Source organism: Limobrevibacterium gyesilva, assembly GCF_025989185.1.
Taxonomy (GTDB): Bacteria; Pseudomonadota; Alphaproteobacteria; order Acetobacterales; family Acetobacteraceae; genus Limobrevibacterium; species Limobrevibacterium gyesilva.
Genome location: NZ_JAPDNT010000016.1, coordinates 15,915 through 37,640 on the forward strand (window position 1 = coordinate 15,915; position 21,726 = coordinate 37,640).

The following is a 21,726-nucleotide window of genomic DNA, read 5'->3' on the forward strand; positions in this document are numbered from 1 at the left end:
TTCATGGCCAAACGAAGTTCAGGCGGCCTCGTCGAGAATATCAAGACCATCCTCTATGCCGGCCTGATCGCCGTCGGCATCCGCACGGTGGCCTTCGAGCCGTTCAACATCCCCTCGGGCTCGATGATCCCCACCTTGCTGGTGGGCGACTATCTGTTCGTGTCGAAATACAGCTACGGCTATTCGCGGTATTCGCTGCCGTTCTCGCTGCCGCTGTTTTCCGGGCGCATCTTCGGCCGGCTGCCGGCGCGGGGCGACGTGGCGGTGTTCAAGCTGCCGAAAGACAACAGCACCGACTATATCAAGCGGATCGTGGGTCTGCCGGGCGACCGTATCCAGATGCGCGGCGGCCAGTTGTTCATCAACGGCGAGCAGGTAAGCCGCGAGGACGCCGGGACCAACATGGAGAGCCCGCTGGTGATGGCGAAGCTCTATATTGAAACGCTGCCGTCTTCGGAGGGCGAGCCGGGGCGGCGGCACTACATCCAGAAATACGACGACACACAGGGCTTGAACAACACGCAGGAATACAAGGTTCCCGAGGGCTTCGTGTTCGCCATGGGTGACAATCGCGACAACAGCCAGGATAGCCGGTACCTGAACATGGTCGGCTTCATCCCGCTCGAGAATCTGGTGGGGCGCGCCGAGTTCATCTTCTTCTCGGTCGACGCGACGTCGCCGTGGTGGGAGGTGTGGGAGTGGCCGTTCGAAATCCGCTGGTCGCGCCTGTTCTCGGGGATCACCTGACCGCCGTGGCGTCGGCCGAGGCGATTCTCGGCCACTCCTTCGCACGTCCGGATGTGCTGCGGGAGGCGCTGACCCACCGGTCCGCGGCGCATGGCCAGCGCGCCGGCCGGCAGAAAGGGGCCGGGTCGAACGAGCGGCTGGAGTTCGTGGGCGACCGCGTGCTGGGCCTGCTGATCGCGGAATGGCTGGCCGAACGGTTCCCGCGCGAACAGGAAGGCGAGCTGGGGCGACGACTCGCGCATCTGGTGTCGCAGCCGGTGCTGGCGACGATCGCCGAGGCGAGCGGGCTGCCGGCGGTGCTGTCGGTGGCGCCCGGCGAGTCGCGCGCGGGGGTACGCCGGCGGGCGACGGTACTCGCCGACGCGATGGAGGCAGCGATCGGGGCGCTGTATCTTGATGGCGGCATCGAGCCGGCGCGGCGCTTCGTTCGGCGCGCCTGGGACACGGCCATGACGGCGCAGGCGGCGCCGCCCAAGGATGCCAAGACCGCGTTGCAGGAATGGGCGCAAGGGCGCGGCCATGACCTGCCGGCCTACAAGGTGGTGTCGCGTGAGGGGCCGCCGCATGCGCCGGTGTTCGTCATTTCCGTGACCGTGGACGGGCGCACCGGCACCGGCACCGCGGGCACGAAGCGTGCGGCGGAACAGGACGCGGCAAGCGATCTTCTGGGGAAATTGGGGGCATGACCACACGCTGCGGCTTCGTCGCGATCGTCGGTGCGCCGAACGCGGGCAAGTCGACGTTACTGAACCGGCTGACCGGGGCGAAGCTGTCGATCGTCTCGCCCAAGGCGCAGACCACACGGTTCCGCGTGCTCGGCATCCTGATGCGCGGCGCGGCGCAGATGCTGCTGGTGGATACGCCCGGCATCTTCAAGCCGAAGCGCCGGCTGGACCGCGCCATGGTGGCGGCGGCCTGGACCGGGGCCGAGGACGCCGACCTGGTGCTGCTGCTGGTGGACGCCAAGGCCGGGTTGACCGACGCGGTGCGCGAGATCGCGACGCGGCTGGCGGAGCGGGGCGGGCGGGCCTGGCTGGCGCTCAACAAGTCCGACCTGGTGCCGCCGGCGAAGCTGCTGCCGCTGACGGCGGAGCTGAACGCGATCGCGTCGTTCCAGGAGACCTTCATGGTCAGCGCCGCGACCGGCGACGGGCTCAACCAGTTGCTGGACCATCTGGCCGCAGCGATGCCGGAAGGTCCGCATCTCTATCCCGAGGACGACCTGACCGACCTGCCGGACCGGCTGCTGGCGGCGGAGATCGTGCGCGAGCAGATCTTCCTGCAGACGCATGAGGAAGTGCCCTACGCCGCCACGGTGGAGACCGAGAGCTTCCAGGAGCGCAAGGACGGTTCCGTGCGCATCGAGGCGACGGTGTATGTCGGGCGGGCCGGCCACAAGGCGATCCTGATCGGCCAGGGCGGCAGCCGCATCAAGGAGATCGGCGCCAAGGCCCGCGCGCAGCTGACCAGCCTGCTGGACCGTCCCGTGCATCTGTTCCTGAACGTAAAGGAGCGGGCCGGCTGGGACGAGGAGGGGGCGCGGCTGCGGGCGATCGGGCTGGAAGACCCGAAATGACCGCAGGCGAATCCCTTTCGCCATCCGGCGAGCCGGTGATCCGCACCATCGCCATGCCCGCCGACACCAACCCGAGCGGCGACATCTTCGGCGGCTGGCTGATGGCGCAGATGGACCTGGCCGGCGGCAGTGCCGCCGCGCGCCGCGCCGGCGGCCGGGTGGCGACGGTCGCGGTGGATTCGATGACCTTCCACCGGCCGGTGAAGGTGGGCGACGAGGTGAGCCTGTATGCAGGCATCGTCGGCGTCGGCCACAGCTCCATCCGCGTGTTCGTGGAGGCGTGGCGACGCCCTTCGGCAGGAGGGATGAGCAAGGTGACCGAGGCGACCTTCGTGTTCGTGGCGATCGGCCCCGACGGGCGCAAGCGGCCGGTGGACCCGCTGGGATGACGCCGCCCGGCATGGATGAGCCCGACTGGCTGGTCTGGGCGCGCGAGATCCAGGCCATCGCGCAGATCGGGCTGACGTTCAACACGGCCGGTTTCGACCATGAGCGCTATCTGTCGCTGCAGGCGCTGGCGGCGCGGATGATGGCCGCGCGCGGCGGCGCCGGCCCGGCGCAGGTGGAGGCGCTGTTCGCGGGGCAGACCGGCTACGCCACGCCCAAAACCGATGTGCGTGGGGCGGTGTTCCGCGACGGCGCCATCCTGTTGGTGCGCGAGGCCGCGGATGGCGGCCGCTGGACGCTGCCGGGCGGCTGGGCGGACGTGAACCTGACGCCGGCCGAGAACGTGGTGAAGGAAGTGCGCGAGGAGTCCGGCTTCGAGGTGCGCGTGCGCAAGCTCGCCGCCGCCTGGGACCGCACCCGCCAGGGCCACACGCCGCAGCCGTTCAGCGCCTACAAGCTGTTCTTCATCTGCGACATCGTTGGCGGGGCGGCCGCGACCTCAGCCGAGACCACGGAAGTGGCGTTCTTCGCCGAGGACGCGCTGCCCGACGATCTCTCGCATGACCGCATCCTGCTGCACCAGATCAGCAGGATGTTCGAGCACGCGCGCCGGCCGGAGCTGCCGGCCGATTTCGAGTGACCCGGTGAGGGGGTGATGGACTGGGACGCGCCGGCCATCGTGCTGGACGCACGGCCTTTCGGCGAGGGCGATGTCATCGCCACCGTGATGACCGAGGAGCATGGGGCTCATCGCGGCTTGGCGCGCGGCGGGCAGTCGCGGGCGCAGGCGGCGCTGTGGCAGCCGGGGAACCTCGTGCAGGTGCGCTGGGTCGGGCGGCTGGCGGACCAGCTGGGCGCGTTCTCGGCGGAACTCGTGCACCCCGCCGCCGCCCTGGTGCTGGACGAGCCGCTGGCGCTGGCCATGCTGACCGCCGCCTGCGCGGTGGCCGAAGGCGCGCTGCCCGAGCGCGAGGCGCATCCGCGCATCTTCGACGGGCTGCTGCACCTGCTGGCCCGGCTGCCGCAGGGGGCGGCGCTGATGGCCGCACAGATCCGCTGGGAGGCGGATTTGCTGGCGGATCTCGGCTACGGGCTTGATCTGTCGCGCTGCGCGGTGACCGGCGCAACCACGGGGCTGGCCTGGGTGTCGCCGAAAACCGGCTGCGCGGTGTCGGAAGAGGGAGCCGGGCTGTGGAAGGCGCGGCTGTTCCGCCTGCCCGCGCTGCTGCTGGGCGACGATGACGGCACGCCCGCGGATTGGCGGGACGGGCTGCGCCTGACCGGGCATTTCCTCGCCCGCGACGTATTCGGCCTGCAGCACAAGCCATTGCCCCAGGCGCGGCAGGCGCTCTACGACCGCATCGCGAACCTCGCGGAGACCGACTCGGATGCCTGATGACCTGACCGGAAAGATCGAGGACACGCACCTCGTCGACGCGCTCAGCGAGCGCTATCTGGCCTATGCGCTGTCCACCATCATGTCGCGCAGCCTGCCGGACGTGCGCGACGGGCTGAAGCCGGTGCACCGGCGGCTGATCTACGCCATGCACCAGCTGCGGCTGGACCCGGCGGCCGGATTCAAGAAATGCGCCCGCATCGTCGGCGACGTGATGGGCAAGTACCATCCGCATGGCGACGCCTCGATCTATGACGCCATGGTGCGGCTGGCGCAGGATTTTGCCGCGCGCTACCCGCTGGTGGACGGGCAGGGCAATTTCGGCAACATCGACGGCGATAACGCCGCGGCCATGCGCTACACCGAGGCGCGGCTGACCGAGGTCGCCAAGGCGCTGCTGGCGGGCATCGACGACGATGCCGTGGATTTCCGCCCGACCTATGACGGCGAGGAGAGCGAGCCCGTCGTGCTGCCCGGCGGGTTTCCGAACCTGCTGGCCAATGGCGCGGCCGGCATCGCCGTGGGCATGGCCACCAGCATTCCCCCGCACAATGCGGGCGAAGTGTGCGCGGCGGCGATCCATCTGGTGCGCCATCCTGAAGCGAGTACGGCCGCACTGCTGGCGCATATGCCCGGCCCCGATTTCCCGACCGGCGGAATCCTGATGGAGGATCACGCGGCGCTGGAGCAGGCCTACGAGACCGGGCGCGGCGGCTTCCGCATCCGCGCCAGATGGGAAGTGGAAAAGGGCAAGCACGGCACCTGGGCCGTGGTGGTGACGGAAATTCCCTATCAGGTGCAGAAGGCGCGGCTGATCGAGCAGATCGCGCAGCTTCTGGAAGACAAGAAGCTGCCGCTGCTGGGCGACATCCGCGACGAGAGCACCGAGACGGTGCGGCTGGTGCTGGAGCCGAAGAACCGCAGCGTCGAGCCCGAAGTGCTGATGGCGACGCTGTTCCGCGCCACCGCCCTGGAGAGCCGGTTCTCGCTGAACATGAACGTGCTGACCGCCGACCGCACGCCGCGCGTGCTGGGCCTGCGCGAGGTGCTGCGGCAATGGCTGGACCATCGCCAGGACGTGCTGGTGCGCCGCAGCCGGCACCGGCTGGCGGCGATCGAGAAGCGGCTGGAGATCCTGGAAGGCTTCCTCGCGGTCTTCCTCAACCTCGACGAGGTGATCCGGATCATCCGCACCGAGGACGAGCCGAAGCCGGCGCTGATGGCGGCGTTCTCGCTGTCGGACATGCAGGCCGAGGCGATCCTGAACATGCGGCTGCGGTCGTTGCGCAAGCTGGAAGAGATGGAGATCCGCAAGGAGCACAGGAACCTGTCGAAGGAGCGCAAGGATTTGCAGGCGCTGCTGAAGGACGAGGGGATGCGCTGGGACCGGATCATCGCCGAACTGGAGGAGACGCGGGCGAAGTTCGGCGGCGGCGCGCTGGGGACGCGGCGCACCGAGCTGGGCAGTGCGCCGGCCGAGGTTGAGGTCAACACCGAGGCGTTCGTGGAGCGCGAGCCGATCACCGTGATCCTGTCGGAGAAGGGCTGGATCCGCGCGGTGAAAGGCCATCTGGCCGATGGCGAGGGGCAGAAATTCAAGGAAGGCGACCGCCTCCGGCTGCTGGTGCCCTGCGAGACCACCGACCGGCTGTGTCTGTTCGCGACCAATGGCCGCGCCTACACGCTGAAGGCCGCCGACCTGCCGCGCGGCCGCGGCGACGGCCAGCCGGTGCGGCTGCTGGCCGACCTCACCAACGAGGACGACGTGGCGGGGCTGTTCATCTGGCGCGAGGGCGTGCGCTACCTCGTGGCCGGCAACGGCGGCCGCGGCTTCGTGGTGAAGAGCGAGGACATGCTGGCGGAGAAGCGCACGGGCAAGACGGTGCTGAACCTCAAGCCCGGCGAGGAGGCGCTGATCTGCACGCCGGCCGATGGCGACCACGTGGCGGTGATCGGCGAGAACAAGAAGCTGCTGGTGTTCCCGCTCGACCAGGTGCCGGAGATGGCGCGCGGCGCCGGCGTGATGCTGCAGAAATACAAGGATGGCGGGCTGAGGGACGCGAAGGTGTTCCGGCTGGCCGACGGGCTGACCTGGCGGCTGGGCGAGAAGACCCGCACCGAGACGGCGCTGCGCGACTGGCTGGGCGAGCGCGCCCAGGCCGGGCGGCTGCCGCCGAACGGGTTCCCGAAATCCGGCAAGTTCGGCTGAGGCGTCGATGGGGCAGCAGGGAGTGCGGCTGCCGTCTGTCCATCAAACCCGCTTGATCCGGCCGGCCCCGTGACGCTCTCGGCGCGGCCCAAGGCGTATCCTCCCTTGCGATGCCATGGGAGGAAATCCGATGTCGCGATCCGCGCTTGTTGTGGCGCTTCTGCGCGCCTCGATCCTTGGCTTCGCGTTGTTGGCCGCGCCTGCGCTTCAGCCCGGCCAGGCCTTCGCCCAGCAAAGGCCGCTGCCACGGGTGATCGTGCTCGCCACTGGCGGCACCATTGCCGGACAGGCGACCTCGACCAGCGCGATCGGGTATGCGTCCGGCAAGGTCACCGGCGCCGCGCTGGTGGCGGCGGTGCCGGGGATGGACCGGCTCGCCACCATCAGCGCCGAGCAGATCTCCTCGGTCGGTTCGCAGGACATGAACGACAAGATCTGGTTCGACCTCGCGCACCGGATCGGTGACATCCTCGCCAAGAACGAGGCCGATGGTGTCGTGATCACGCACGGGACCGACACGATGGAGGAGACCGCCTTCTTCCTCGACAACGTGCTGCCCGGCGACAAGCCGGTGGTGCTGGTCGGCTCGATGCGCCCCTCGACGGCGGTCAGCGCCGACGGGCCGGCGAATTTGTATGAAGCGGTGGAGGTGGCAGCGTCGCCGCAGGCGCGCGGGCGCGGGGTGCTGGTGGTGCTGAACGACACGATCCATGGCGCGCGGGGGGTGCAGAAGACCAACACGACGAGCGTGCAGACCTTCCTTTCGCCCAATGGCGGCCCAGCCGGATATGTCGATCCCGCCAGCGTCCGTTTCGTGACCCAGCCGGGAACGGCGACCCGCCATGTCTATGCATTGCCGACGGCGCCGCCGCTGCCGCGCGTCGATATCGTCTATGCCCATGCCAACATGGACGCGGCCCAGATCGACGATGCCGTCAAAGGCGGCGCCAAGGGGATCGTGCTGGCGGGTGTGGGCGACGGCAACGGGTCGCAGGCGGCGATCGATGCCCTGGCGACGGCGGCGAAGCAGGGCGTGCTGGTCGTCCGTGCCTCGCGCGTGGGTTCGGGCTTCGTCAATCGCAACGTCGAGGTGGACGACGACAAGCTCGGCTTCGTGGCGGCGCTGGACCTCAACCCGCAGAAGGCGCGGGTGTTGTCTCAGTTGCTCATCGCCAATGGCGTGACCGATCCGAAGCAGGCCCAGGACGCATTCGCTGCCACCTGGTAGGCGCTGTCAGCCGTCGATGAAGACGGGGCTTTCCGGCAGGATCGCGCCGCCATCGACCACGATGGTTTCGCCGGTGATGTAGCTGGCCTCTTCGCTGGCCAGGAACAGCATGGCATGGGCCGCTTCCTCCGGCCGGCCCAGGCGTTTTGCCGGAATGTAGCGGGCGATGTTGTCGGCGCCGTAGCGCGCCTTCAGGCGGTCGAGTGCGGGCGTGTCGATATAGCCGGGCTCGATGCCGTTCACGGTGATGCCGTCGGCCGCGAGTTCGAGGGCGGCGGTGCGGATGAAGCCGTTCACCGCGCCCTTGCTGGCGGCGTAGGCGGCGAGGCCGGGCATGGTCACGCGCGGGCCGGTGACCGAGGAGGTGATGAGGATCCGCCCGCCGCCCTGCCGGCGCATATGCGGGATCGCCGCCCGGGTAAGGGTGAAGCAGGCCTTCAGGTTGACGTTGAGCAGCCGATCCAGATCGGCGTGATCGGCGTTCTCGATCAGGCCATGCGCGAAGGCGGCGGCGTTGTGCACGACGATGTCGAGCCGGCCGTGGCGGGCGGCGGCCTCGTCGACAAGGGCCTGGGAGGCGTGGTGGTCGCCGATGTCCACCGGCACGAAGCTGGCCCGGCCGCCGGCATCGGCGATCAGCCGCAGGGTTTCGTTGCCGTGGCCCGGCGTGCGGGTGGCGATGATCACGTGGGCGCCTTCCCGGGCGAACACCTGGGCGATCGCGCGGCCGATGCCGCGACCCGCGCCGGTGACGATCGCGACCTTGCCTGCCAGGCGCTGCGCCATTGCCGTATTCCCTTGTTGCAGTCGTGAGATGTTCGCCCTGGGTGGCATGCCCTGTCTAGGGCGGCGCGATGCTACGGCCACGGCCGAAGCATCGTGGCTGACGATGGCGTAGGCTGGTCAGGAACGGGCAAGGAGGCGCCGCATGGCCACCACTGCCGCACTCGCCGAGACCGCCGCGCTGGTGGGCGATCCCGCGCGGGCGAACATGCTCGGCGCGCTGATGGACGGCCGCGCGCTGACCGCCAGCGAGCTGGCTGGCGTGGCCGGGGTCGCGCCGCAGACCGCGAGCGGGCACCTGGCGCGGCTGGCGCAGGCCGGGCTGCTGGCCGTCGCCAGCCAGGGGCGGCACCGCTACTACCGGCTGGCATCGCCCGGGGTGGCGCGGATGCTGGAGGCGATCATGGCGGTGGCGGAGGCCGCGCCCAGGGCCGTGCGGCCGGTGGTCACGGGACCGCGCGATGCGGCGCTGCGGGCGGCCCGCACCTGCTACGACCATCTGGCGGGCGGACTGGGCGTGGCGCTGGCGGACGCGCTGACCGAACGTGGCCATGTGGAGTTGTCGGCCGATGGCGGCGTGCTGACCGATGCGGGGGCCGCGTTCCTGCGCGGGCTCGGAGTCACGTTCGACGGCGCGGCGCGGCCGCGGCGGGGTGGGCGGGTGTTCTGCCGGCCCTGCCTCGACTGGAGCGAGCGGCGGCCGCATGTCGCCGGTGCCGTCGGCGCGGCCTTGTGCGCGCGCTGCTTCGAGAACGGCTGGATCCGGCGGCTGGACGGCACGCGCGCGGTGGCGGTAACGCCGGCCGGGCGGCTGGCGTTCCGGTCGGTGTTCGGGATCGGCGCGTTCAGCCCAGGGTGACCAGGGTGTGGCCGGAGCCGTCGTTGGCGGCGTGGAAGGCGCCGGTGCCGAGGCTCTCGATCACCGGTCCCGTGTATGTGGTCCGGGCCGACTGAGGAGAGCCGCGATGCCGGCCATCTTGGGCATCGACAGCGGCGCGCCCGGCGCGCAGCATCGGGGCGCGGGGCCGTGTCCTGCGGCTGCGTGGCGCCGCATATAATCGGCGTGCACCCAAGGCCAGGCCGGGAGGGCGGAATGCCGTTGAAAAAAGGTTTCAAGCAGTTGCTGGCGGAAGCAAACGCCGTGGTCGACACCATCACGGTGCAGCAGGCGCTCGAAGGCGTGCACGACCCGTCGGTGCAGTTCGTGGATGTGCGCGAGCAGGCGGAGCTGGCGGCCAGCGGCACGATACCAGGGGCCGTGCATGCGCCGCGCGGCCTGCTGGAATTCATCGCCGATCCGGAAAGCACGGCGCACAAGCCGCAGCTTTCGAGCGGCAAGACGCTGGTGCTCTACTGCGCATCGGGCGGGCGCTCGGCGCTGTCGGCCAAGACCCTGAAGGACATGGGCATCGAAAACGTCCGGCACATCGCCGGCGGGTTCACGGCGTGGAAGGCAGCGGGCGGCCCGGTTGCGGCCGTCTGACACGCGCGGGGCCTGCCGCGCCACGCGCGGGTGACAAACCGGGCTTTACAGCGACCGCGATCCGCGGTGGAGTGCCGCCGTGCGCATATTGCTGACCCGCAAGGACACGACCACCATGACCCGCCATCTCACCATCCGGTGGGGCGGATCGTGGCGTTGCGTCTGCTGAACGGCAGCACCACCGCACGACAGGCCCCGCCGCAGGACGGTCGGGGCCTTTTCACACAGTCCCTGCCGTCGCGGCTTTCCAGCAAAGGAAGTCGAGATGGACACGCCACCCCCGCCCGAATTGAAGATCCGCGCCGCCCGGCCGCAGGATGCCGAGACGATCGCGGCGCTGCAGAGCCTGCCGGGATTCCGTTACGGCACGCTGCGGCTGCCCTATCCCAGCCCCGAGGAGGTGCGCCACTGGCTGGAGGCGCCGGGCGACGGGCGTGAGTTGCTGGCGTTCGCCGGGGACGCGCTGGTCGGCATGGTCGGGCTGCGCCACCTGGTCGGGCGGCGGGCGCATGTCGGCATCCTCGGCATGGGCGTGCACGATGCCTGGCGTGGCCAGGGGATCGGCACCGCGCTGATGGCGGAGATCGTCGATTTCGGCGAGCGCTGGCTGGGGCTGCGGCGGCTGGAACTGACCGTGTTCACCGACAACGCGCCGGCGATCGCGCTGTACCGGAAATTCGGCTTCGCGGTGGAGGGCACCCATCGCGGCTTTGCGCTGCGCGACGGCGCTCTGGTGGACGCCTACGCAATGGCGCGGTTGTCGGGTTAGGCTTGGCCCTCACCAGGACGGACCTGCCATGACCGAACACCTGTTGCCCATCGATCCCGGGGCGCGCCGCGCCATCCTCGACGCGGTCGCGTCGCAGCAGGAGGAGACCGTGGCGCTGCTGGCGCGGCTGGTGCGCCATCGCAGCCTGCTCGGCCAGGAGCAATCCTGCCTCGCCGAGATGGAGGCGGTGTACCGCGACATCGGGCTGGAGCCGCGGCGGGTGCCGGTCGATACGGCGGCGTTGGCGGACCATCCCGGCTTCTCGCCGCCGCTGATCGCCTATGCCGGGCGCGACCCGGTGGTGGCGCTGCATCGCCCGCGCGGCGCCGGTGGGCGCAGCCTGCTGCTGCAGGGGCATGTGGACGTGGTGCCGGAGGGGGCGGCCGAGCTGTGGACCACGCCGCCCTACGAACCCGCGATCCGCGACGGGCGCATGTACGGCCGCGGGGCCGCCGACATGAAGGCGGGGATCGCCGCCTATGTGATGGCGTTCAAGGCGTTGCGGGCGGCGGGGCTGCAACCGGCGGCCGAGGTGCAGATGGCCGCGGTGATCGAGGAGGAGTGCACGGGCAACGGCGCGCTGGCGGTGATGCAGGCGCTGCCGAAGCCCGATGCCTGCCTGATCCCGGAGCCGGGGCCCGGTTATTCCGCGCTGTACACGGCCGAGGTGGGCGTGGTCTGGGCCTGGGTGACGGTGACCGGGCGCCCCGTGCATGTGCGCGACATGCAGTCCGGCGTGAACGCGATCGAGGCCGCCAACGCCATCGCCGCGCGCTTCAAGGACTACGAGGCGGAGATGAACCGGGGCGAGCGCCGCCATCCCGCCTTCGCCGCCGACAACCATCCGATCAACGTGAATTTCGGCACCATCGAGGGCGGCGAGTGGAACAGCTCGGTGCCGACCCGGGCGCGGATCGGCATGCGCGTGGGCGTCATGCCCGGCTATTCCTGCCGGCAGGTGGCGCGCGATATCGAGCGGCTGGTGGGCGAGGCGGCGGCGGATGCGCGGCTGCGGGGTGCCACGGTGAAGACCGAGTTCAAGGGCTTCATGGCCGATGGCTGCACCTTCCCCGCGGACCAGCCGATCTCGCGCGCGGTGGCGGCGTGCCACCGGGACGTCACCAGCCAGGAATTGCGCCACTATGCCGCGGCGGGACTGACGGACGCGCGGTTCTACACGCTGTACCAGGGCACCCAGGCGACCTGCTACGGGCCTGATTCCGACAACATCCACGGCGTCGACGAGAGCGTCGGGCTGGCCTCGCTGCACGACGTGACCCGGGTCCTGGCATTGACCATCGCCGGCTGGTGCGGCCTTGAGCGGAGCTGAGGCGGACGCGCACCCCGTCGGCGAGGTGGTGACCCGCGAGGTCACGTTCGATGCCGCGGATATCGCCGACTTCGCCCGGCGGGCGGGGGACGCGAACCCGTTGCACCACGATCCCGCCTATGCGGCGCGCAGCCGGTTCGGCGGCATCATCGCCAGCGGCACGCATTACACCGCGCTGATGATGGGGCTGGTGGCCACGCATTTCACCAGCCGGCGGCCCAGCGTGGGGCTGGGGTTCGAATTCATCTTCCGCCGCGCGGTGCCGGCCGGCAGCACCATGCGCATGTCGTGGGAAGTGGCGCGGATCGAGCCCAGCGCGCGGCTGGGCGGCGACGTGCTGCATCTGGTGGGGAAGATGCAGGATGCGGCCACCGGCCGGCACATGCTGGAGGCGACAGCGCGCATCCTGCTGCTGGCGGAAGGAACCGGCATCACCGGCCCGGCTTAGCGATAGGGTCGCACAGCGAGGCCTCGAAGGCTCGGTCCGCGGACACGTTAAATTGGCGGTGAGCACGCGCCGTTTCGGGCAACGGTGGCCGATTTGTGTCGTACTATTACATGATATCATTTACATGATATCATTGCTTCGGCGAGGTCACCGCGCCTGTTTGCGGCGCGTCGGCGGTGCTGGCCTCGTGCCGGCCGGAAGCGGTGCCGCCCGCCATTCGCCGCAACGTCCGCACGACCGCGGAGCGGGCCGCACGTTCATGGAACGCATGGACATGACCGATCGCAAGCCGACGATGGCCGAATACGCGGAACTCCAGCACGACCAGATCAGGCGGCTGGCGCGTTCGCGCGGGCGCATGCGCGCCGTGCTGCGCCGGTGCGGCCCGGCCTTCATGATCGCCGCCGGCCTGGCGTGCGCCGCCGTCGTGTGGTCGCTGGTGGTCGATTGAAGCCGCAGGCCCGCCGCCCGTTTCAGTCGGCGGGTTCGGACACCATCGTGGATTCGCCGGGAACCGGGCGGGACTCGCTGCACAGGTCGGCGTCGGTGAGGGTGCGCCAGTTGCCGCCCTGCAACACCTCGCTGGGGCGGAAGCGCGCCTTGTAGGCCATCTTGCGGCTCTCCGGCACCCAGTAGCCCAGATAGACATAGGGCAGGCCCAGCTGGCGGGCGCGCTCGATCAGCCACAGGATGGTGAAGGTGCCGAGGCTGCGCTTCTCCAGGCCCGGCAGGAAATAGGAGTAGACCGCCGACAGCCCGTCGCCGAGCCGGTCCGTGAGGCAGGCGCCGACCAGGTGGTCGCCGGGGTCGCGGAACTCGATGATGAAGGTCTCGATCGGCGTGTCCTCCACCATGGCGCGGTAGTCGTAGAAGCTCATGGTGGCCATGTCGCCGTCGCCGTGGCGGGCCTGCTGGTAGCGCTGGAACAGCTGGAACTGCTCGGCGGTGGCGCGGGCCGGGACGTCGAAGCCCTCCAGGCCGGCATTGGCCTTGGCGATGCGCCGCAGGGTGCGGTCGGGCTGGAAGGTGGCGACGGGGATGCGAATGGGGATGCAGGAATTGCAGCCGGGGCAGACCGGCGCATAGGCGATGTTGTGGCTGCGCCGGAAGCCCGCGCGCGACAGGCGGTCGTGCAGCGAGTCCGCGTCGGGCCCGGTGATCTCGGTCACCACCTTGCGCTCGGTCCGCCCGGCGACATAGGGGCAGGGCAGCGGCGCGGTGGTGTAGAAGAACTGAGGCCGGCGCGGCGACTTGAAGCTCATACGGGGGAGGCACCTCCGGGAGGCATGTTCCAGAACACCGTGGGCGGGGTCAACGCCCGAGCGCGTACCACGACCAGTCCGGACAGCATGTCATGGAACGTGCGGTGCCGCACGGTGAGCAGGGCGACGCCCATCCAGATCACGCCCAGGGCCACGGTGACATAGAACAGCACGGTAAAGACCAGGGCCTGCAGCGGGGTGGGCGACCCCAGGTCGTCGTTGCGGCGCACCACGAGGCCCATCATCGCCTGGCCGGGGGTGGCGGACATGGCGCTGGCGATGGTCAGCCAGTGGTACAGGACGGGAATGACCGGCAGCAGGCCCAGCAGCGGGAAGCCCAGGCCCAGCGTGAGCACGCCGAAGAACACCAGGAACGTCCACGCGCCGGCGCAGAGCAGCGCGATCAGGACGGCGTCGAGCACCCAGGCGATGATCCGCCGGAACATCACGCCGCGGGTGAGCAGATCGTCCTGCAGCAGGGCGGAATCGGCCTGGGTAGGCTCGTAGATCATGGCGTGGCACCTTCCGGGACCAGGTGGATATGGGCGACGACCGTCGCGGGCGTCGGGCCGAGGGATATTGTGCCGCCATCGCGCCAGCGTTGCATGAAATTCCACGCCAGCGGGCTCATGAAATTGCCGGACTGGCCGGGTGTGACCACGAACAGGCTGCGGTCGAGGTCGGAGAGGTCGTAGACGCCGCGATACTCCGCCCCGTGCACCGACGTGAACGCGCCCGCCGCCATGCCGCCGCGGAACAGGGTGGTGTCGTCGCCCGGGGTGGGAATCCGGCGGCCCGCCAGCCGGCGCAGGACAGGGACGGTGCGCAGCAGCGGGTGGGCGAAGGCGGCCTGGTGCTGCTCGCCCCAGCGCCAGGCGGTGGGGTCGTCGCCGCCCGCGGCGATGAGGTCGGCCATGGCGGCGGACAGGCTTTGCTGCAGCATCGGGCCGCAATCGCCGCCGCAATGGGCGGCCCCGGCTTCGTCGCCCGGCGCATGGTTCGACAGCGCGTCCGCCGCCAGTTCGAGGCCGGCGGCCGCACCTTCCGCCACGCCCAGCCGGGACAGGATCGCCTGGCGGAAGCGGCGCATCCAGGCGTTGAAGATCAACGGCTGCGGCCTGTCGGCGGCCATGGTGCCGTCCCAGACGTCGAGCAGCGACAGCGCCGTCCGCGACGGTGCGTCGGCCGGCACGACGCGGCGCAGGCGCGGCAGGGCGTCGCGGGCGAAGGTGCTGACGGCGTCGGTCTGCATCGAGGCGAAACTGGCCTGAGTGTGGCGGTCGCTCGCGCCAAGCAGGTCGCGGATGCGCCGCGCGCGCCAGTCGGCGAACCAGTCGCGGCCCAGGAAGACCGGGAAATCCGCGGGCGCCACCCGCTCGTTGGCGTTGACCAGGCGGCCGCTGGCGGGCGCGACGATGTGCGGCAGCTCGGCGCCGGCGGCCCAGCCGATCCAGTCGTGGCCGCCATCGGCGCCGGGGGCGGGCAGGGCGCCGTCACCGGCTCGGCGGATCGGCACGCGGCCGGTGACGAACAGGGCGATGCGCCGACGGTCCGCGACCAGCAGGTTCTGCACCGGCGAGGTGATGCGCGGTGCCGCTTGCCCGGCGGCGTCGATGTCGTCCGCGTCGTTCAGCGCCTGCAGGCCGGCGGCGGCGGTGTCGCCCGCAGCGAGGTTGGCCATGGACACCGCGAGGATGGGCCCGCCGGGCGCGACAAGGTCGCTGACCACCGGGCCGTGGCGGGTTTCGCGCACGGTCAGGATGTCGTCCGGTGCGCCGCGGACCAGGATGCGCTCCTGCCGGACGGCGAAGGCGTGCGGGCCGTCGGGGGTCAGGTAGGCGCCGTCGCCGGCCGGGGTTTCCACGAACAGGTCCTGCACGTCGGCCCCGGTGGTGGTGAAGCTCCAGGCGATGCGGCCGTTATGGCCCAGCACCAGGAACGGCACGCCGGGCGCGGTGGCGCCGGCGAGGACGCGGCCGGGGGTGTCGATGCGGGCGAGGTACCAGACGCCGGGCATGCCGAAGCCCAGATGCGGGTCGCCGGCGAGCAAAGGCGCGCCGGTGGCGCTGCGGGCGCCGTCCACCGCCCAGGCGTTGCTGGCGCTGGCGGGCAGGGTGAAGGGCGCGGGGAAGCTGGGCAGCACGGCGGCGAGCCTGGCCGCGGTGGCGGTGAGCGCCGGAGCGAGGTTGGCCTCCGGGTGGCCGGCGCCACCGGCGACCGGCCACAGGCCGAGCACCACCTGCGGCGGCAGGCGGCGCAGCAGGGCGGCGCGGGCCAACTCGGTGCGCCAGTTACCCGACAGATACAGGCCCATGGTCTTGCCCCAGAGCAGGCTGTCCGTGGGGGTCCAGGGGCGCGGCGGGCCGAGGACGAGGAACTCCGGGGCGGCGAAGCGGCCGCGCGCGGCGATCCAGGCGTTGACGCCGCGCGCATAGGCGTCGAGCACGGCGCGCGTCTCCGGCGGCAGGCCCACGAGATCCGCCTCGGCGCGGGCGCGCAGGCCGAGGGTGCGCATCAGCCGATCGTTCGGCAGGGTCAGCGAGCCGATGATCTCGGAGAGCTCGCCGGCGGCGGCGCGGCGCATCAGCTCCATCTGGAACAACCGCTCGCGCGCATGCAGGAAGCCGATCGCCGCCGCGGCGTCGGCGGCGTTGGCGGCGCGCACGCGCGGGATGCCGTCCGGGTCGATGGTGATGTCCACCGGCGCGGCAAGGCCGGGGATGGCGGCGATGCGGTCGCCACCCGGAAACGTGCCCCAGAGAAGGCCGCCCACGCCGGCGACCAACGCGGCCGCCAGCAGCACGAGGAAGGCCAGAACGCGCCTGAGCTGGCGAAAGGGCTGTCGCATGCTCCTGAGGTAATGGGCGGGCGCGCCGGATGAAAGGGCCGATCAGGCGATCGGCGGCAGGTCGAGGCGGACCGTGTCCGCGTCGCCCGGATGTTTCGGAAAGCGGCGCAGGACCTCGGGGTCGTGGCCGGGGATGATGTGGTCGGGGCCGTCGGCCAGCTCCTCGCAGGTGACCCAGCCTTCGATCATGCGCTCGAGGTTGTGCAGCAGGACGAAGGGGATGCGGCGGCGGATATTGACCCAGAAATGACTGGCGTCGCTGGCCAGCACGACCCAGCCGCGGGTGGTGGGCACGCGCATGATCTGCAGGCCGCCGGAATGGCCGCCGACCAGGTGCAGGGTGATGCCGGGCGCGATCTCGGCGCTGCCGGCATGGAACTTCACGCGCTCGGCGAAGACGTGGCGGACGGCGGTGGCGACGTGCTCGGCATCGAAGGGCCGGCGCAGCGGCTCGTGGCACATGCACCGTCCGGTGCAGTAGGCCATTTCGCTGTCCTGAAGATGGAAGCGGGCCTTCGGGAAATCGGCCCAGTTGCCGGCGTGGTCCCAATGCATGTGGCTGAGCACGACGTCGGCGACCTCGGCGGGGTCGATGCCGATGCCGCGCAGGGCGGCGATAGGCGAGCGCAGCCAAGTGCGGTTGCGGCGCCGGGCGGAGGCTTCGTCGAAGCCGGTGTCGAACACGATGGTGCGGCCGTTGCCGCGGATCGCCCAGAGGAAGAAGTCGAGCGGCATGGGGGCGGCGTGGTCGTCGGGGAACAGCAGGTTGCTCCCCTGCGTGCGGTCGGCGAAATGGGCGTAGCGCAGGGCGAACACTTCGTAGACGGGCGCAACGGTCGCTCTTGTGGCCACGGGGACGTTCCTTCCGGTTCTTGTTGCGCAGTCCATGCCAGCTTGTCGCGGCACCTGACAATCCTTACCGTCCCGCCTTCAACCGAGGAGACAGCCGCCATGGCCAGGACCGCCCCGAAGACGGGTTTCAAGCTGCGCAAGGAATTCGACACGCCCGCTTTCGCCAAGGGGCTCGCGGTGCGGCGTGCCGTGCTGGGGGCGGATTACGTGGACGGGTCGCTGGCGCGGGCCGACCACTTCATGGTGGATTTCCAGAAGCTGGTCACCGAATACTGCTGGGGCGACGTGTGGACGCGCCCGGGCCTGCCGCGCAAGCAGCGGAGCATGCTGAATCTCGCGATGCTGACGGCGCTGAACCGGCCGAACGAGTTGCGGCTGCATCTGCGCGGCGCGCTGAACAACGGCGTCACCCGCGAGGAGATCAAGGAGATCCTGCTGCAGACCTGCATCTATTGCGGCATCCCGGCGGGCCTGGACGCGTTCAAGGTCGCGGTCGAGGTGTTCAAGGAGGTCGATGCCACCGCGCAGGCTGCAGAGTGATGCGTCGGTCGAGCCGCTTTTCCGCCTCCTGCGGCGAAGACGGGAAGGGCTGATCGTGGTCGCGCGCGCCGTCCTGCTGCCGGTGCTGCTGCTGGCGGCGGGGGCGGCGCGCGCGGCGACGCTGGAAGTGGGGCCGCAGCGCGCGTTCCAGCAGCCCAGTGCGGCGCTGCTGAAAGCCGACGACGGCGACACCATCGCCATCGACCCCGGCGACTATTTCGACTGCCTGCGCGTGCGGGTGAACCGGCTGACCATCGTCGGCAGCGGTCCCGGCGTGGTGCTGACCGACACCGCCTGCGACGGCAAGGCGCTGATCGTGGCCGCGGCGGACGACCTGGTGCTGCGCAACCTGACCCTGCAGCGCGTGCGCGTGCCGGACGGCAACGGGGCGGGCATCCGCGCCGAGGGCCGCAACCTGACGGTCGATCACGTGCGCTTCATCAACAACCAGAGCGGCATCATCACCACCGACAGCCCCGACAGCGTCATCCGCATCACCGACAGCACGTTTACCGACAACGGCGTGTGCAACGGGCCGCGCTGCGCGCATGCGCTGGTGTTCGGCGCGGTGGCGCGGGTGCGCATCGAGAAATCGGTGATCACCGGCACGCGCGGCGCACACCAGATCGTGACCTCGGCGCGGCTGACCGAGTTGCAGGGCGACCGCATCGAGGATGGCGAGAAGGGCAGCGCCAGCTTCCAGGTGCTGGTGCCGTCCGGCGGCAGCCTGGTGATGGAGGATTGCGTCGTGCAGAAGGGACCCAATGCCGCCAACACGCGCGCCGCGGTGATGCTCGACGGCGAGGTGACGGGCAAGCTCGTGTTCCGGCGCAACCGCTTCATCAACGATACCGGCACGCCGATGCCGTTCATCCGCAACTGGACCAATTATGCGCCGGTCATGGACGCCAACGTGATCGCCGCGGGCGACAGCGACGTGAGCTCCGGCGGATGGCTCGCCAATCGCGGCTGGGCGGTGCTGTCGCAGGTCAAGCGGACCGTGGGCAAGGTGATCGATCTCGGCAAGCGCGTGGCGCACAAGGTGTTGCCGATCTGACGCAGGCTCCGCCGCGGAAATTTCCGGCCGCACAGATATGAGCAGACTGCGGCCGCCCATCGGCGTATACACAGGCGTGTTGTGGGTCGCGGCTTCGTCGTGACTGCGCGCGACCCCTCGAACCCAGCGTTCGGGAGGAACTGCGATGGCCCTTATTCAAAGCCCCCCAGGGTGGCTGTGGGACCGGTTGAACCGCGCGGCACTTTCCTTCGGGTCCGCCACGCCTGAGGAATACTGGCCACAGGCCGGGCCGGATTCGACGCACCCGACGGTTCGCCGGATCAGCGTCGACGATGTCCGCGACGCGTTGGCGCGCGGGTACGAGGATTTCTCGGCGAACCGGACCGACGTGATCTTCCTTTGCGTCATGTATCCTGTCCTCGGCCTCGTGCTGGGGCGGGCGGCATCCGGCTATGACCTGCTGCCGCTGCTGTTCCCGCTCGCATCCGGCTTCGCGCTGGTCGGCCCGTTCGCCGCGGTCGGCCTCAACGAGATGAGCCGGCGGCGGGAGCAGGGCGCCTCCGTCCGCTGGATCGATGCCTTCGGGGTGCTGCGCTCGCCCTCGATCGGGTCGATCATCCTGCTCGGCATGCTGCTGATGGGCATCTTCCTGATCTGGCTGGAAGTCGCCGATGTGATCTACAAGTTCACGCTTGGGCCGGACATGCCGGCCTCCATCGGTGCCTTCCTCCATGATGTGTTCGCAACCTCGGCGGGCTGGGCGCTGATCGTGGTGGGCATGGGCATCGGTTTCCTGTTCGCGGTTCTGGTGCTGGCGATCAGCGTGGTGTCCTTCCCGCTGCTGCTCGACCGCAACGTGGGCATCGAGACGGCGGTGCGGACATCGATCCGCGCGGTGATGGTGAATCCGGGCGTGATGGCGGTCTGGGGCCTGATTGTCGCCGTCAGCCTGGTGGTCGGCTCGATTCCGTTCTTCCTGGGACTCGTGGTCGTGCTGCCGGTGCTTGGGCACGCGACCTGGCACCTGTACCGCAAGGCGATCCCGCGCTGACGGGACTTTCCGCCAGAGCAGAATCTGACGGCCGACCGGCGCTGCCATCAGCGCCGGTCATGCGTCAGGGCAGCGGGGTCAGGACGTGCGCGGGCGCACGCGGCCCGGGCGAGTCATCTGCCAGGGATCGGGCATCGGGCCCGCCGGCACCTCGATCACCGTCGGCAGGTCGGCGGCGAAGCCCTTGCGCAGCGCCTTGCGCAACTGGTCCGGGGTCTTCGCGCGCAGGGCCTGGGCGCCGAAGCTTTCCACCAGCTTCATGAAGTCCGGGTTCTGCAGGTCGCTGGCGATGACGCGGTTGCCGTAGGACTGCACCTGGATGCGGCGGACATTGCCGTAGGCGCCGTCGTTCACCAGCACCACCACGATGGGAATGCGGTGCTGCACGGCGGTGGCGAGTTCCTGGACGTTGAACATGAAGCCGCCATCGCCGGTGACGGAGACGACCGGGGCGTCGGGACGGCCGACCTTCACGCCGAGCGCGGTTGCAAGGCCCCAGCCGAGCGTCCCCTGATAGCCCGGGGAAATGAAGCTGCGGGGCGCATAGGTCGGGAAGGTCAGGCGGCTGACATAGCCGAGCTGGGTGAGCTCATCGACGAAGATGCCGTTCTCGGGCAGTTCCGCGCGGATCGCTTCCAGCAGGCCGAGCTGCGGCTGCAGGTAGGCGAGCTTCGCGCTGGTCCTGGCGTGCAGCGCCTGCATCTCCTCGGTGCGCGAGGGCCGCCTGGAGGCGTGCCGGCCCATGGCGGCGATGATGGCGCGCAGCACCGGGGCGGCGTCGCCGACGATGCCGACGGCCGGGCGCCCGATGCGGTCGAGCTCGTCGGGGTCGGCATCGACGCGGATGATCTTCATGTCCTCGTCGGTGCCCCAGGACTGCAACGGCGCCAGCAGCCGCGTGCCGACCGCGAGCACGACATCCGCCTCCGCCCACAGCGCGTGGCCCTCCAGCGTGTTGACGCTGAGCGGGTTGCGGCCATCGAGCACGCCGCGGCCCATGCGGTTGGCGACGACGGGCGCCTGCAAGGCGTTGGCGAGCTCGGTGACTTCGGCGCTCGCGGCCTGCGCGCCGGAGCCGACCACGATCAGCGGGCGCTTCGAGCCCCCGAGCAGCCTGGCCGCGGTGGCGACAGCGTCGGTGTCGATCGCCATCGGGTCGGCGGCGGCGGGGGCGGACGGCAGAGTGACATTGGCGGTGCGGCCCCACACGTCGATCGGGCATTCCAGCGCCACCGGGCGGGGACGGCCGGAGCGCATCTGGCGGAACGCCTCGGTCATCTTCGCCGGCGCCTCGACCGGGCTGCGGATGCGGTCGGCCGATTTGGTCAGCAGGCGCATGATGCCGAGCTGGTCCGGGATCTCGTGCAACTGGCCAAGATTGTGGCCGATCGTCGCGGACTGGATCTGGCCGACCAGGGCAAGCACGGGCGCGTTGCAGGCATAGGCCGTGGACAGCGCGGCGGTGGTGTTCAGGAAGCCCGGACCCGGCACGACGCTGTACACGGCGGGCTGTCCGGTCGCCATGGCCGAGCCCAGCGCCATGTAGGCGGTGGCCTGTTCGTGGCGGGTGTGGATCGGGCGGACCTTGTCCTGCGCCTTGTGCAGGGCATCGAAGAAATTGTCGTTCTGCACGCCGGGGAGGCAGAAGAGCGTGTCGATGCCGTTGCCGACCATGGTGGCGATCGCGGCTTCGGCGGTGGTCATCCGCTCGGAACCGGCAGGCTTGGCGCGGCGCATGGTGTTCTCCCCTGTATGGCACGTTCAGGGGGTGCTGCGTTGTTCGCGCCCACAAGACGGCT

General features: G+C 70.2%; 24 protein-coding genes. 17 read left to right on the plus strand and 7 right to left on the minus strand.

The window, feature by feature from the left end:
- Nucleotides 1-3 precede the first annotated feature (3 nt).
- The 8 genes from lepB (at nt 4) to OL599_RS16405 (ending at nt 7,543) form a co-directional block, all read left to right on the plus strand.
- A complete protein-coding gene (gene lepB / locus OL599_RS16370; protein WP_264714907.1) occupies nt 4-747 on the plus strand; it encodes a signal peptidase I in 744 nt (247 codons plus the stop codon).
- Nucleotides 717-1,433: a ribonuclease III gene (rnc, locus tag OL599_RS16375; protein WP_408886948.1), complete on the plus strand. Its 717-nt coding sequence runs from the start codon at nt 717-719 to the stop codon at nt 1,431-1,433. The genes lepB and rnc overlap by 31 nt, the downstream gene beginning before the upstream one ends.
- Nucleotides 1,430-2,323, plus strand: a complete 894-nt coding sequence (gene era / locus OL599_RS16380) for a GTPase Era (protein WP_283949769.1) — start codon at nt 1,430-1,432, stop codon at nt 2,321-2,323. Before rnc ends, era begins: the two co-directional genes overlap by 4 nt.
- Entirely contained in the window at nt 2,320-2,712 is a 393-nt protein-coding gene (locus tag OL599_RS16385) for an acyl-CoA thioesterase (RefSeq protein WP_264714908.1), read from the plus strand. The genes era and OL599_RS16385 overlap by 4 nt, the downstream gene beginning before the upstream one ends.
- Before the next feature lie 11 nt (nt 2,713-2,723).
- Nucleotides 2,724-3,350, plus strand: coding sequence for an NUDIX hydrolase (locus OL599_RS16390; RefSeq protein ID WP_264714909.1), 627 nt, complete (start codon nt 2,724-2,726; stop codon nt 3,348-3,350).
- Nucleotides 3,351-3,365: 15 nt separating this feature from the next.
- Nucleotides 3,366-4,106, plus strand: a complete 741-nt coding sequence (gene recO / locus OL599_RS16395; protein ID WP_264714910.1) for a DNA repair protein RecO — start codon at nt 3,366-3,368, stop codon at nt 4,104-4,106.
- Nucleotides 4,099-6,315: a DNA topoisomerase IV subunit A gene (gene parC, locus OL599_RS16400; RefSeq protein WP_264714911.1), complete on the plus strand. Its 2,217-nt coding sequence runs from the start codon at nt 4,099-4,101 to the stop codon at nt 6,313-6,315. Before recO ends, parC begins: the two co-directional genes overlap by 8 nt.
- Nucleotides 6,316-6,445: 130 nt before the next feature.
- Nucleotides 6,446-7,543, plus strand: a complete 1,098-nt coding sequence (locus tag OL599_RS16405) for an asparaginase (RefSeq protein ID WP_264714912.1) — start codon at nt 6,446-6,448, stop codon at nt 7,541-7,543.
- A 6-nt stretch (nt 7,544-7,549) separates the two neighbouring features.
- Here the strand turns inward: OL599_RS16405 and OL599_RS16410 are convergent, their stop codons facing one another.
- Nucleotides 7,550-8,329, minus strand: a complete 780-nt coding sequence (locus OL599_RS16410; RefSeq protein WP_264714913.1) for an SDR family oxidoreductase — start codon at nt 8,327-8,329, stop codon at nt 7,550-7,552.
- Between the two features lie 142 nt (nt 8,330-8,471).
- On the opposite strand from OL599_RS16410, the gene OL599_RS16415 reads away from it, so the two are divergent.
- Nucleotides 8,472-9,185 carry an ArsR/SmtB family transcription factor gene (locus tag OL599_RS16415; protein ID WP_264714914.1) on the plus strand — a complete coding sequence of 238 codons (714 nt, stop codon included), beginning with the start codon at nt 8,472-8,474 and terminating at the stop codon, nt 9,183-9,185.
- On the opposite strand, the gene OL599_RS16420 is transcribed toward OL599_RS16415, so the two are convergent.
- A complete protein-coding gene (locus OL599_RS16420) occupies nt 9,172-9,339 on the minus strand; it encodes a hypothetical protein (RefSeq protein ID WP_264714915.1) in 168 nt (55 codons plus the stop codon). The two genes, OL599_RS16415 and OL599_RS16420, sit on opposite strands and share 14 nt — an antisense overlap.
- Before the next feature lie 80 nt (nt 9,340-9,419).
- On the opposite strand from OL599_RS16420, the gene OL599_RS16425 reads away from it, so the two are divergent.
- The 5 genes from OL599_RS16425 to OL599_RS16445 all read left to right on the plus strand — a co-directional run bounded on the left by OL599_RS16425 (nt 9,420) and on the right by OL599_RS16445 (nt 12,807).
- Entirely contained in the window at nt 9,420-9,809 is a 390-nt protein-coding gene (locus tag OL599_RS16425; protein WP_264714916.1) for a rhodanese-like domain-containing protein, read from the plus strand.
- A 265-nt stretch (nt 9,810-10,074) separates the two neighbouring features.
- Nucleotides 10,075-10,578 (plus strand): GNAT family N-acetyltransferase, encoded by a 504-nt coding sequence (locus tag OL599_RS16430; RefSeq protein WP_264714918.1) that lies wholly within the window; start codon nt 10,075-10,077, stop codon nt 10,576-10,578.
- 28 nt (nt 10,579-10,606) lie between these two features.
- Nucleotides 10,607-11,908 carry an ArgE/DapE family deacylase gene (locus tag OL599_RS16435; RefSeq protein ID WP_264714919.1) on the plus strand — a complete coding sequence of 434 codons (1,302 nt, stop codon included), beginning with the start codon at nt 10,607-10,609 and terminating at the stop codon, nt 11,906-11,908.
- Nucleotides 11,895-12,356 (plus strand): MaoC family dehydratase, encoded by a 462-nt coding sequence (locus OL599_RS16440; protein WP_264714920.1) that lies wholly within the window; start codon nt 11,895-11,897, stop codon nt 12,354-12,356. Before OL599_RS16435 ends, OL599_RS16440 begins: the two co-directional genes overlap by 14 nt.
- A 274-nt stretch (nt 12,357-12,630) precedes the next feature.
- Nucleotides 12,631-12,807: a hypothetical protein gene (locus OL599_RS16445; protein WP_264714922.1), complete on the plus strand. Its 177-nt coding sequence runs from the start codon at nt 12,631-12,633 to the stop codon at nt 12,805-12,807.
- A gap of 22 nt (nt 12,808-12,829) precedes the next feature.
- On the opposite strand, the gene OL599_RS16450 is transcribed toward OL599_RS16445, so the two are convergent.
- From OL599_RS16450 to OL599_RS16465, 4 genes are read right to left on the minus strand one after another with little or no spacing between them, the layout of a single operon-like run.
- Entirely contained in the window at nt 12,830-13,618 is a 789-nt protein-coding gene (locus OL599_RS16450) for an arginyltransferase (protein WP_264714924.1), read from the minus strand.
- Entirely contained in the window at nt 13,615-14,130 is a 516-nt protein-coding gene (locus OL599_RS16455; RefSeq protein ID WP_264714925.1) for an RDD family protein, read from the minus strand. Before OL599_RS16455 ends, OL599_RS16450 begins: the two co-directional genes overlap by 4 nt.
- Nucleotides 14,127-16,466 carry a penicillin acylase family protein gene (locus OL599_RS16460; RefSeq protein ID WP_264714926.1) on the minus strand — a complete coding sequence of 780 codons (2,340 nt, stop codon included), beginning with the start codon at nt 16,464-16,466 and terminating at the stop codon, nt 14,127-14,129. Before OL599_RS16460 ends, OL599_RS16455 begins: the two co-directional genes overlap by 4 nt.
- A 42-nt stretch (nt 16,467-16,508) precedes the next feature.
- Nucleotides 16,509-17,318: an N-acyl homoserine lactonase family protein gene (locus OL599_RS16465; RefSeq protein ID WP_264714927.1), complete on the minus strand. Its 810-nt coding sequence runs from the start codon at nt 17,316-17,318 to the stop codon at nt 16,509-16,511.
- Between the two features lie 99 nt (nt 17,319-17,417).
- Between OL599_RS16465 and OL599_RS16470 the strand changes: the two genes are divergently transcribed.
- From OL599_RS16470 to OL599_RS16480, 3 genes are all read left to right on the plus strand, one after another.
- Nucleotides 17,418-17,858 (plus strand): carboxymuconolactone decarboxylase family protein, encoded by a 441-nt coding sequence (locus tag OL599_RS16470; protein WP_264714928.1) that lies wholly within the window; start codon nt 17,418-17,420, stop codon nt 17,856-17,858.
- Nucleotides 17,833-18,915 (plus strand): right-handed parallel beta-helix repeat-containing protein, encoded by a 1,083-nt coding sequence (locus OL599_RS16475; RefSeq protein WP_264714929.1) that lies wholly within the window; start codon nt 17,833-17,835, stop codon nt 18,913-18,915. Before OL599_RS16470 ends, OL599_RS16475 begins: the two co-directional genes overlap by 26 nt.
- Before the next feature lie 145 nt (nt 18,916-19,060).
- The gene (locus OL599_RS16480; RefSeq protein ID WP_264714930.1) at nt 19,061-19,927 is read left to right on the plus strand and encodes a DUF2189 domain-containing protein; all 867 of its coding nucleotides are present in this window, start codon (nt 19,061-19,063) and stop codon (nt 19,925-19,927) included.
- 78 nt (nt 19,928-20,005) lie between these two features.
- On the opposite strand, the gene OL599_RS16485 is transcribed toward OL599_RS16480, so the two are convergent.
- Nucleotides 20,006-21,664 (minus strand): thiamine pyrophosphate-dependent enzyme, encoded by a 1,659-nt coding sequence (locus OL599_RS16485; RefSeq protein ID WP_264714931.1) that lies wholly within the window; start codon nt 21,662-21,664, stop codon nt 20,006-20,008.
- Nucleotides 21,665-21,726: the final 62 nt, after the last annotated feature.

Excerpts from the sequence above, each read along its gene's own strand:
- lepB (WP_264714907.1), top strand. The coding sequence starts at position 4 with ATGGCCAAACGAAGTTCAGGCGGCCTCGTCGAGAATATCAAGACCATC.
- era (WP_283949769.1), top strand. The coding sequence starts at position 1,430 with ATGACCACACGCTGCGGCTTCGTCGCGATCGTCGGTGCGCCGAACGCG.
- OL599_RS16385 (WP_264714908.1), top strand. The coding sequence starts at position 2,320 with ATGACCGCAGGCGAATCCCTTTCGCCATCCGGCGAGCCGGTGATCCGC.
- OL599_RS16390 (WP_264714909.1), top strand. The coding sequence starts at position 2,724 with ATGGATGAGCCCGACTGGCTGGTCTGGGCGCGCGAGATCCAGGCCATC.
- recO (WP_264714910.1), top strand. The coding sequence starts at position 3,366 with ATGGACTGGGACGCGCCGGCCATCGTGCTGGACGCACGGCCTTTCGGC.
- parC (WP_264714911.1), top strand. The coding sequence starts at position 4,099 with ATGCCTGATGACCTGACCGGAAAGATCGAGGACACGCACCTCGTCGAC.
- OL599_RS16405 (WP_264714912.1), top strand. The coding sequence starts at position 6,446 with ATGTCGCGATCCGCGCTTGTTGTGGCGCTTCTGCGCGCCTCGATCCTT.
- OL599_RS16410 (WP_264714913.1), bottom strand. The coding sequence starts at position 8,329 with ATGGCGCAGCGCCTGGCAGGCAAGGTCGCGATCGTCACCGGCGCGGGT.
- OL599_RS16415 (WP_264714914.1), top strand. The coding sequence starts at position 8,472 with ATGGCCACCACTGCCGCACTCGCCGAGACCGCCGCGCTGGTGGGCGAT.
- OL599_RS16420 (WP_264714915.1), bottom strand. The coding sequence starts at position 9,339 with ATGCTGCGCGCCGGGCGCGCCGCTGTCGATGCCCAAGATGGCCGGCAT.
- OL599_RS16425 (WP_264714916.1), top strand. The coding sequence starts at position 9,420 with ATGCCGTTGAAAAAAGGTTTCAAGCAGTTGCTGGCGGAAGCAAACGCC.
- OL599_RS16430 (WP_264714918.1), top strand. The coding sequence starts at position 10,075 with ATGGACACGCCACCCCCGCCCGAATTGAAGATCCGCGCCGCCCGGCCG.
- OL599_RS16435 (WP_264714919.1), top strand. The coding sequence starts at position 10,607 with ATGACCGAACACCTGTTGCCCATCGATCCCGGGGCGCGCCGCGCCATC.
- OL599_RS16445 (WP_264714922.1), top strand. The coding sequence starts at position 12,631 with ATGACCGATCGCAAGCCGACGATGGCCGAATACGCGGAACTCCAGCAC.
- OL599_RS16450 (WP_264714924.1), bottom strand. The coding sequence starts at position 13,618 with ATGAGCTTCAAGTCGCCGCGCCGGCCTCAGTTCTTCTACACCACCGCG.
- OL599_RS16455 (WP_264714925.1), bottom strand. The coding sequence starts at position 14,130 with ATGATCTACGAGCCTACCCAGGCCGATTCCGCCCTGCTGCAGGACGAT.
- OL599_RS16460 (WP_264714926.1), bottom strand. The coding sequence starts at position 16,466 with ATGCGACAGCCCTTTCGCCAGCTCAGGCGCGTTCTGGCCTTCCTCGTG.
- OL599_RS16470 (WP_264714928.1), top strand. The coding sequence starts at position 17,418 with ATGGCCAGGACCGCCCCGAAGACGGGTTTCAAGCTGCGCAAGGAATTC.
- OL599_RS16475 (WP_264714929.1), top strand. The coding sequence starts at position 17,833 with ATGCCACCGCGCAGGCTGCAGAGTGATGCGTCGGTCGAGCCGCTTTTC.
- OL599_RS16480 (WP_264714930.1), top strand. The coding sequence starts at position 19,061 with ATGGCCCTTATTCAAAGCCCCCCAGGGTGGCTGTGGGACCGGTTGAAC.
- OL599_RS16485 (WP_264714931.1), bottom strand. The coding sequence starts at position 21,664 with ATGCGCCGCGCCAAGCCTGCCGGTTCCGAGCGGATGACCACCGCCGAA.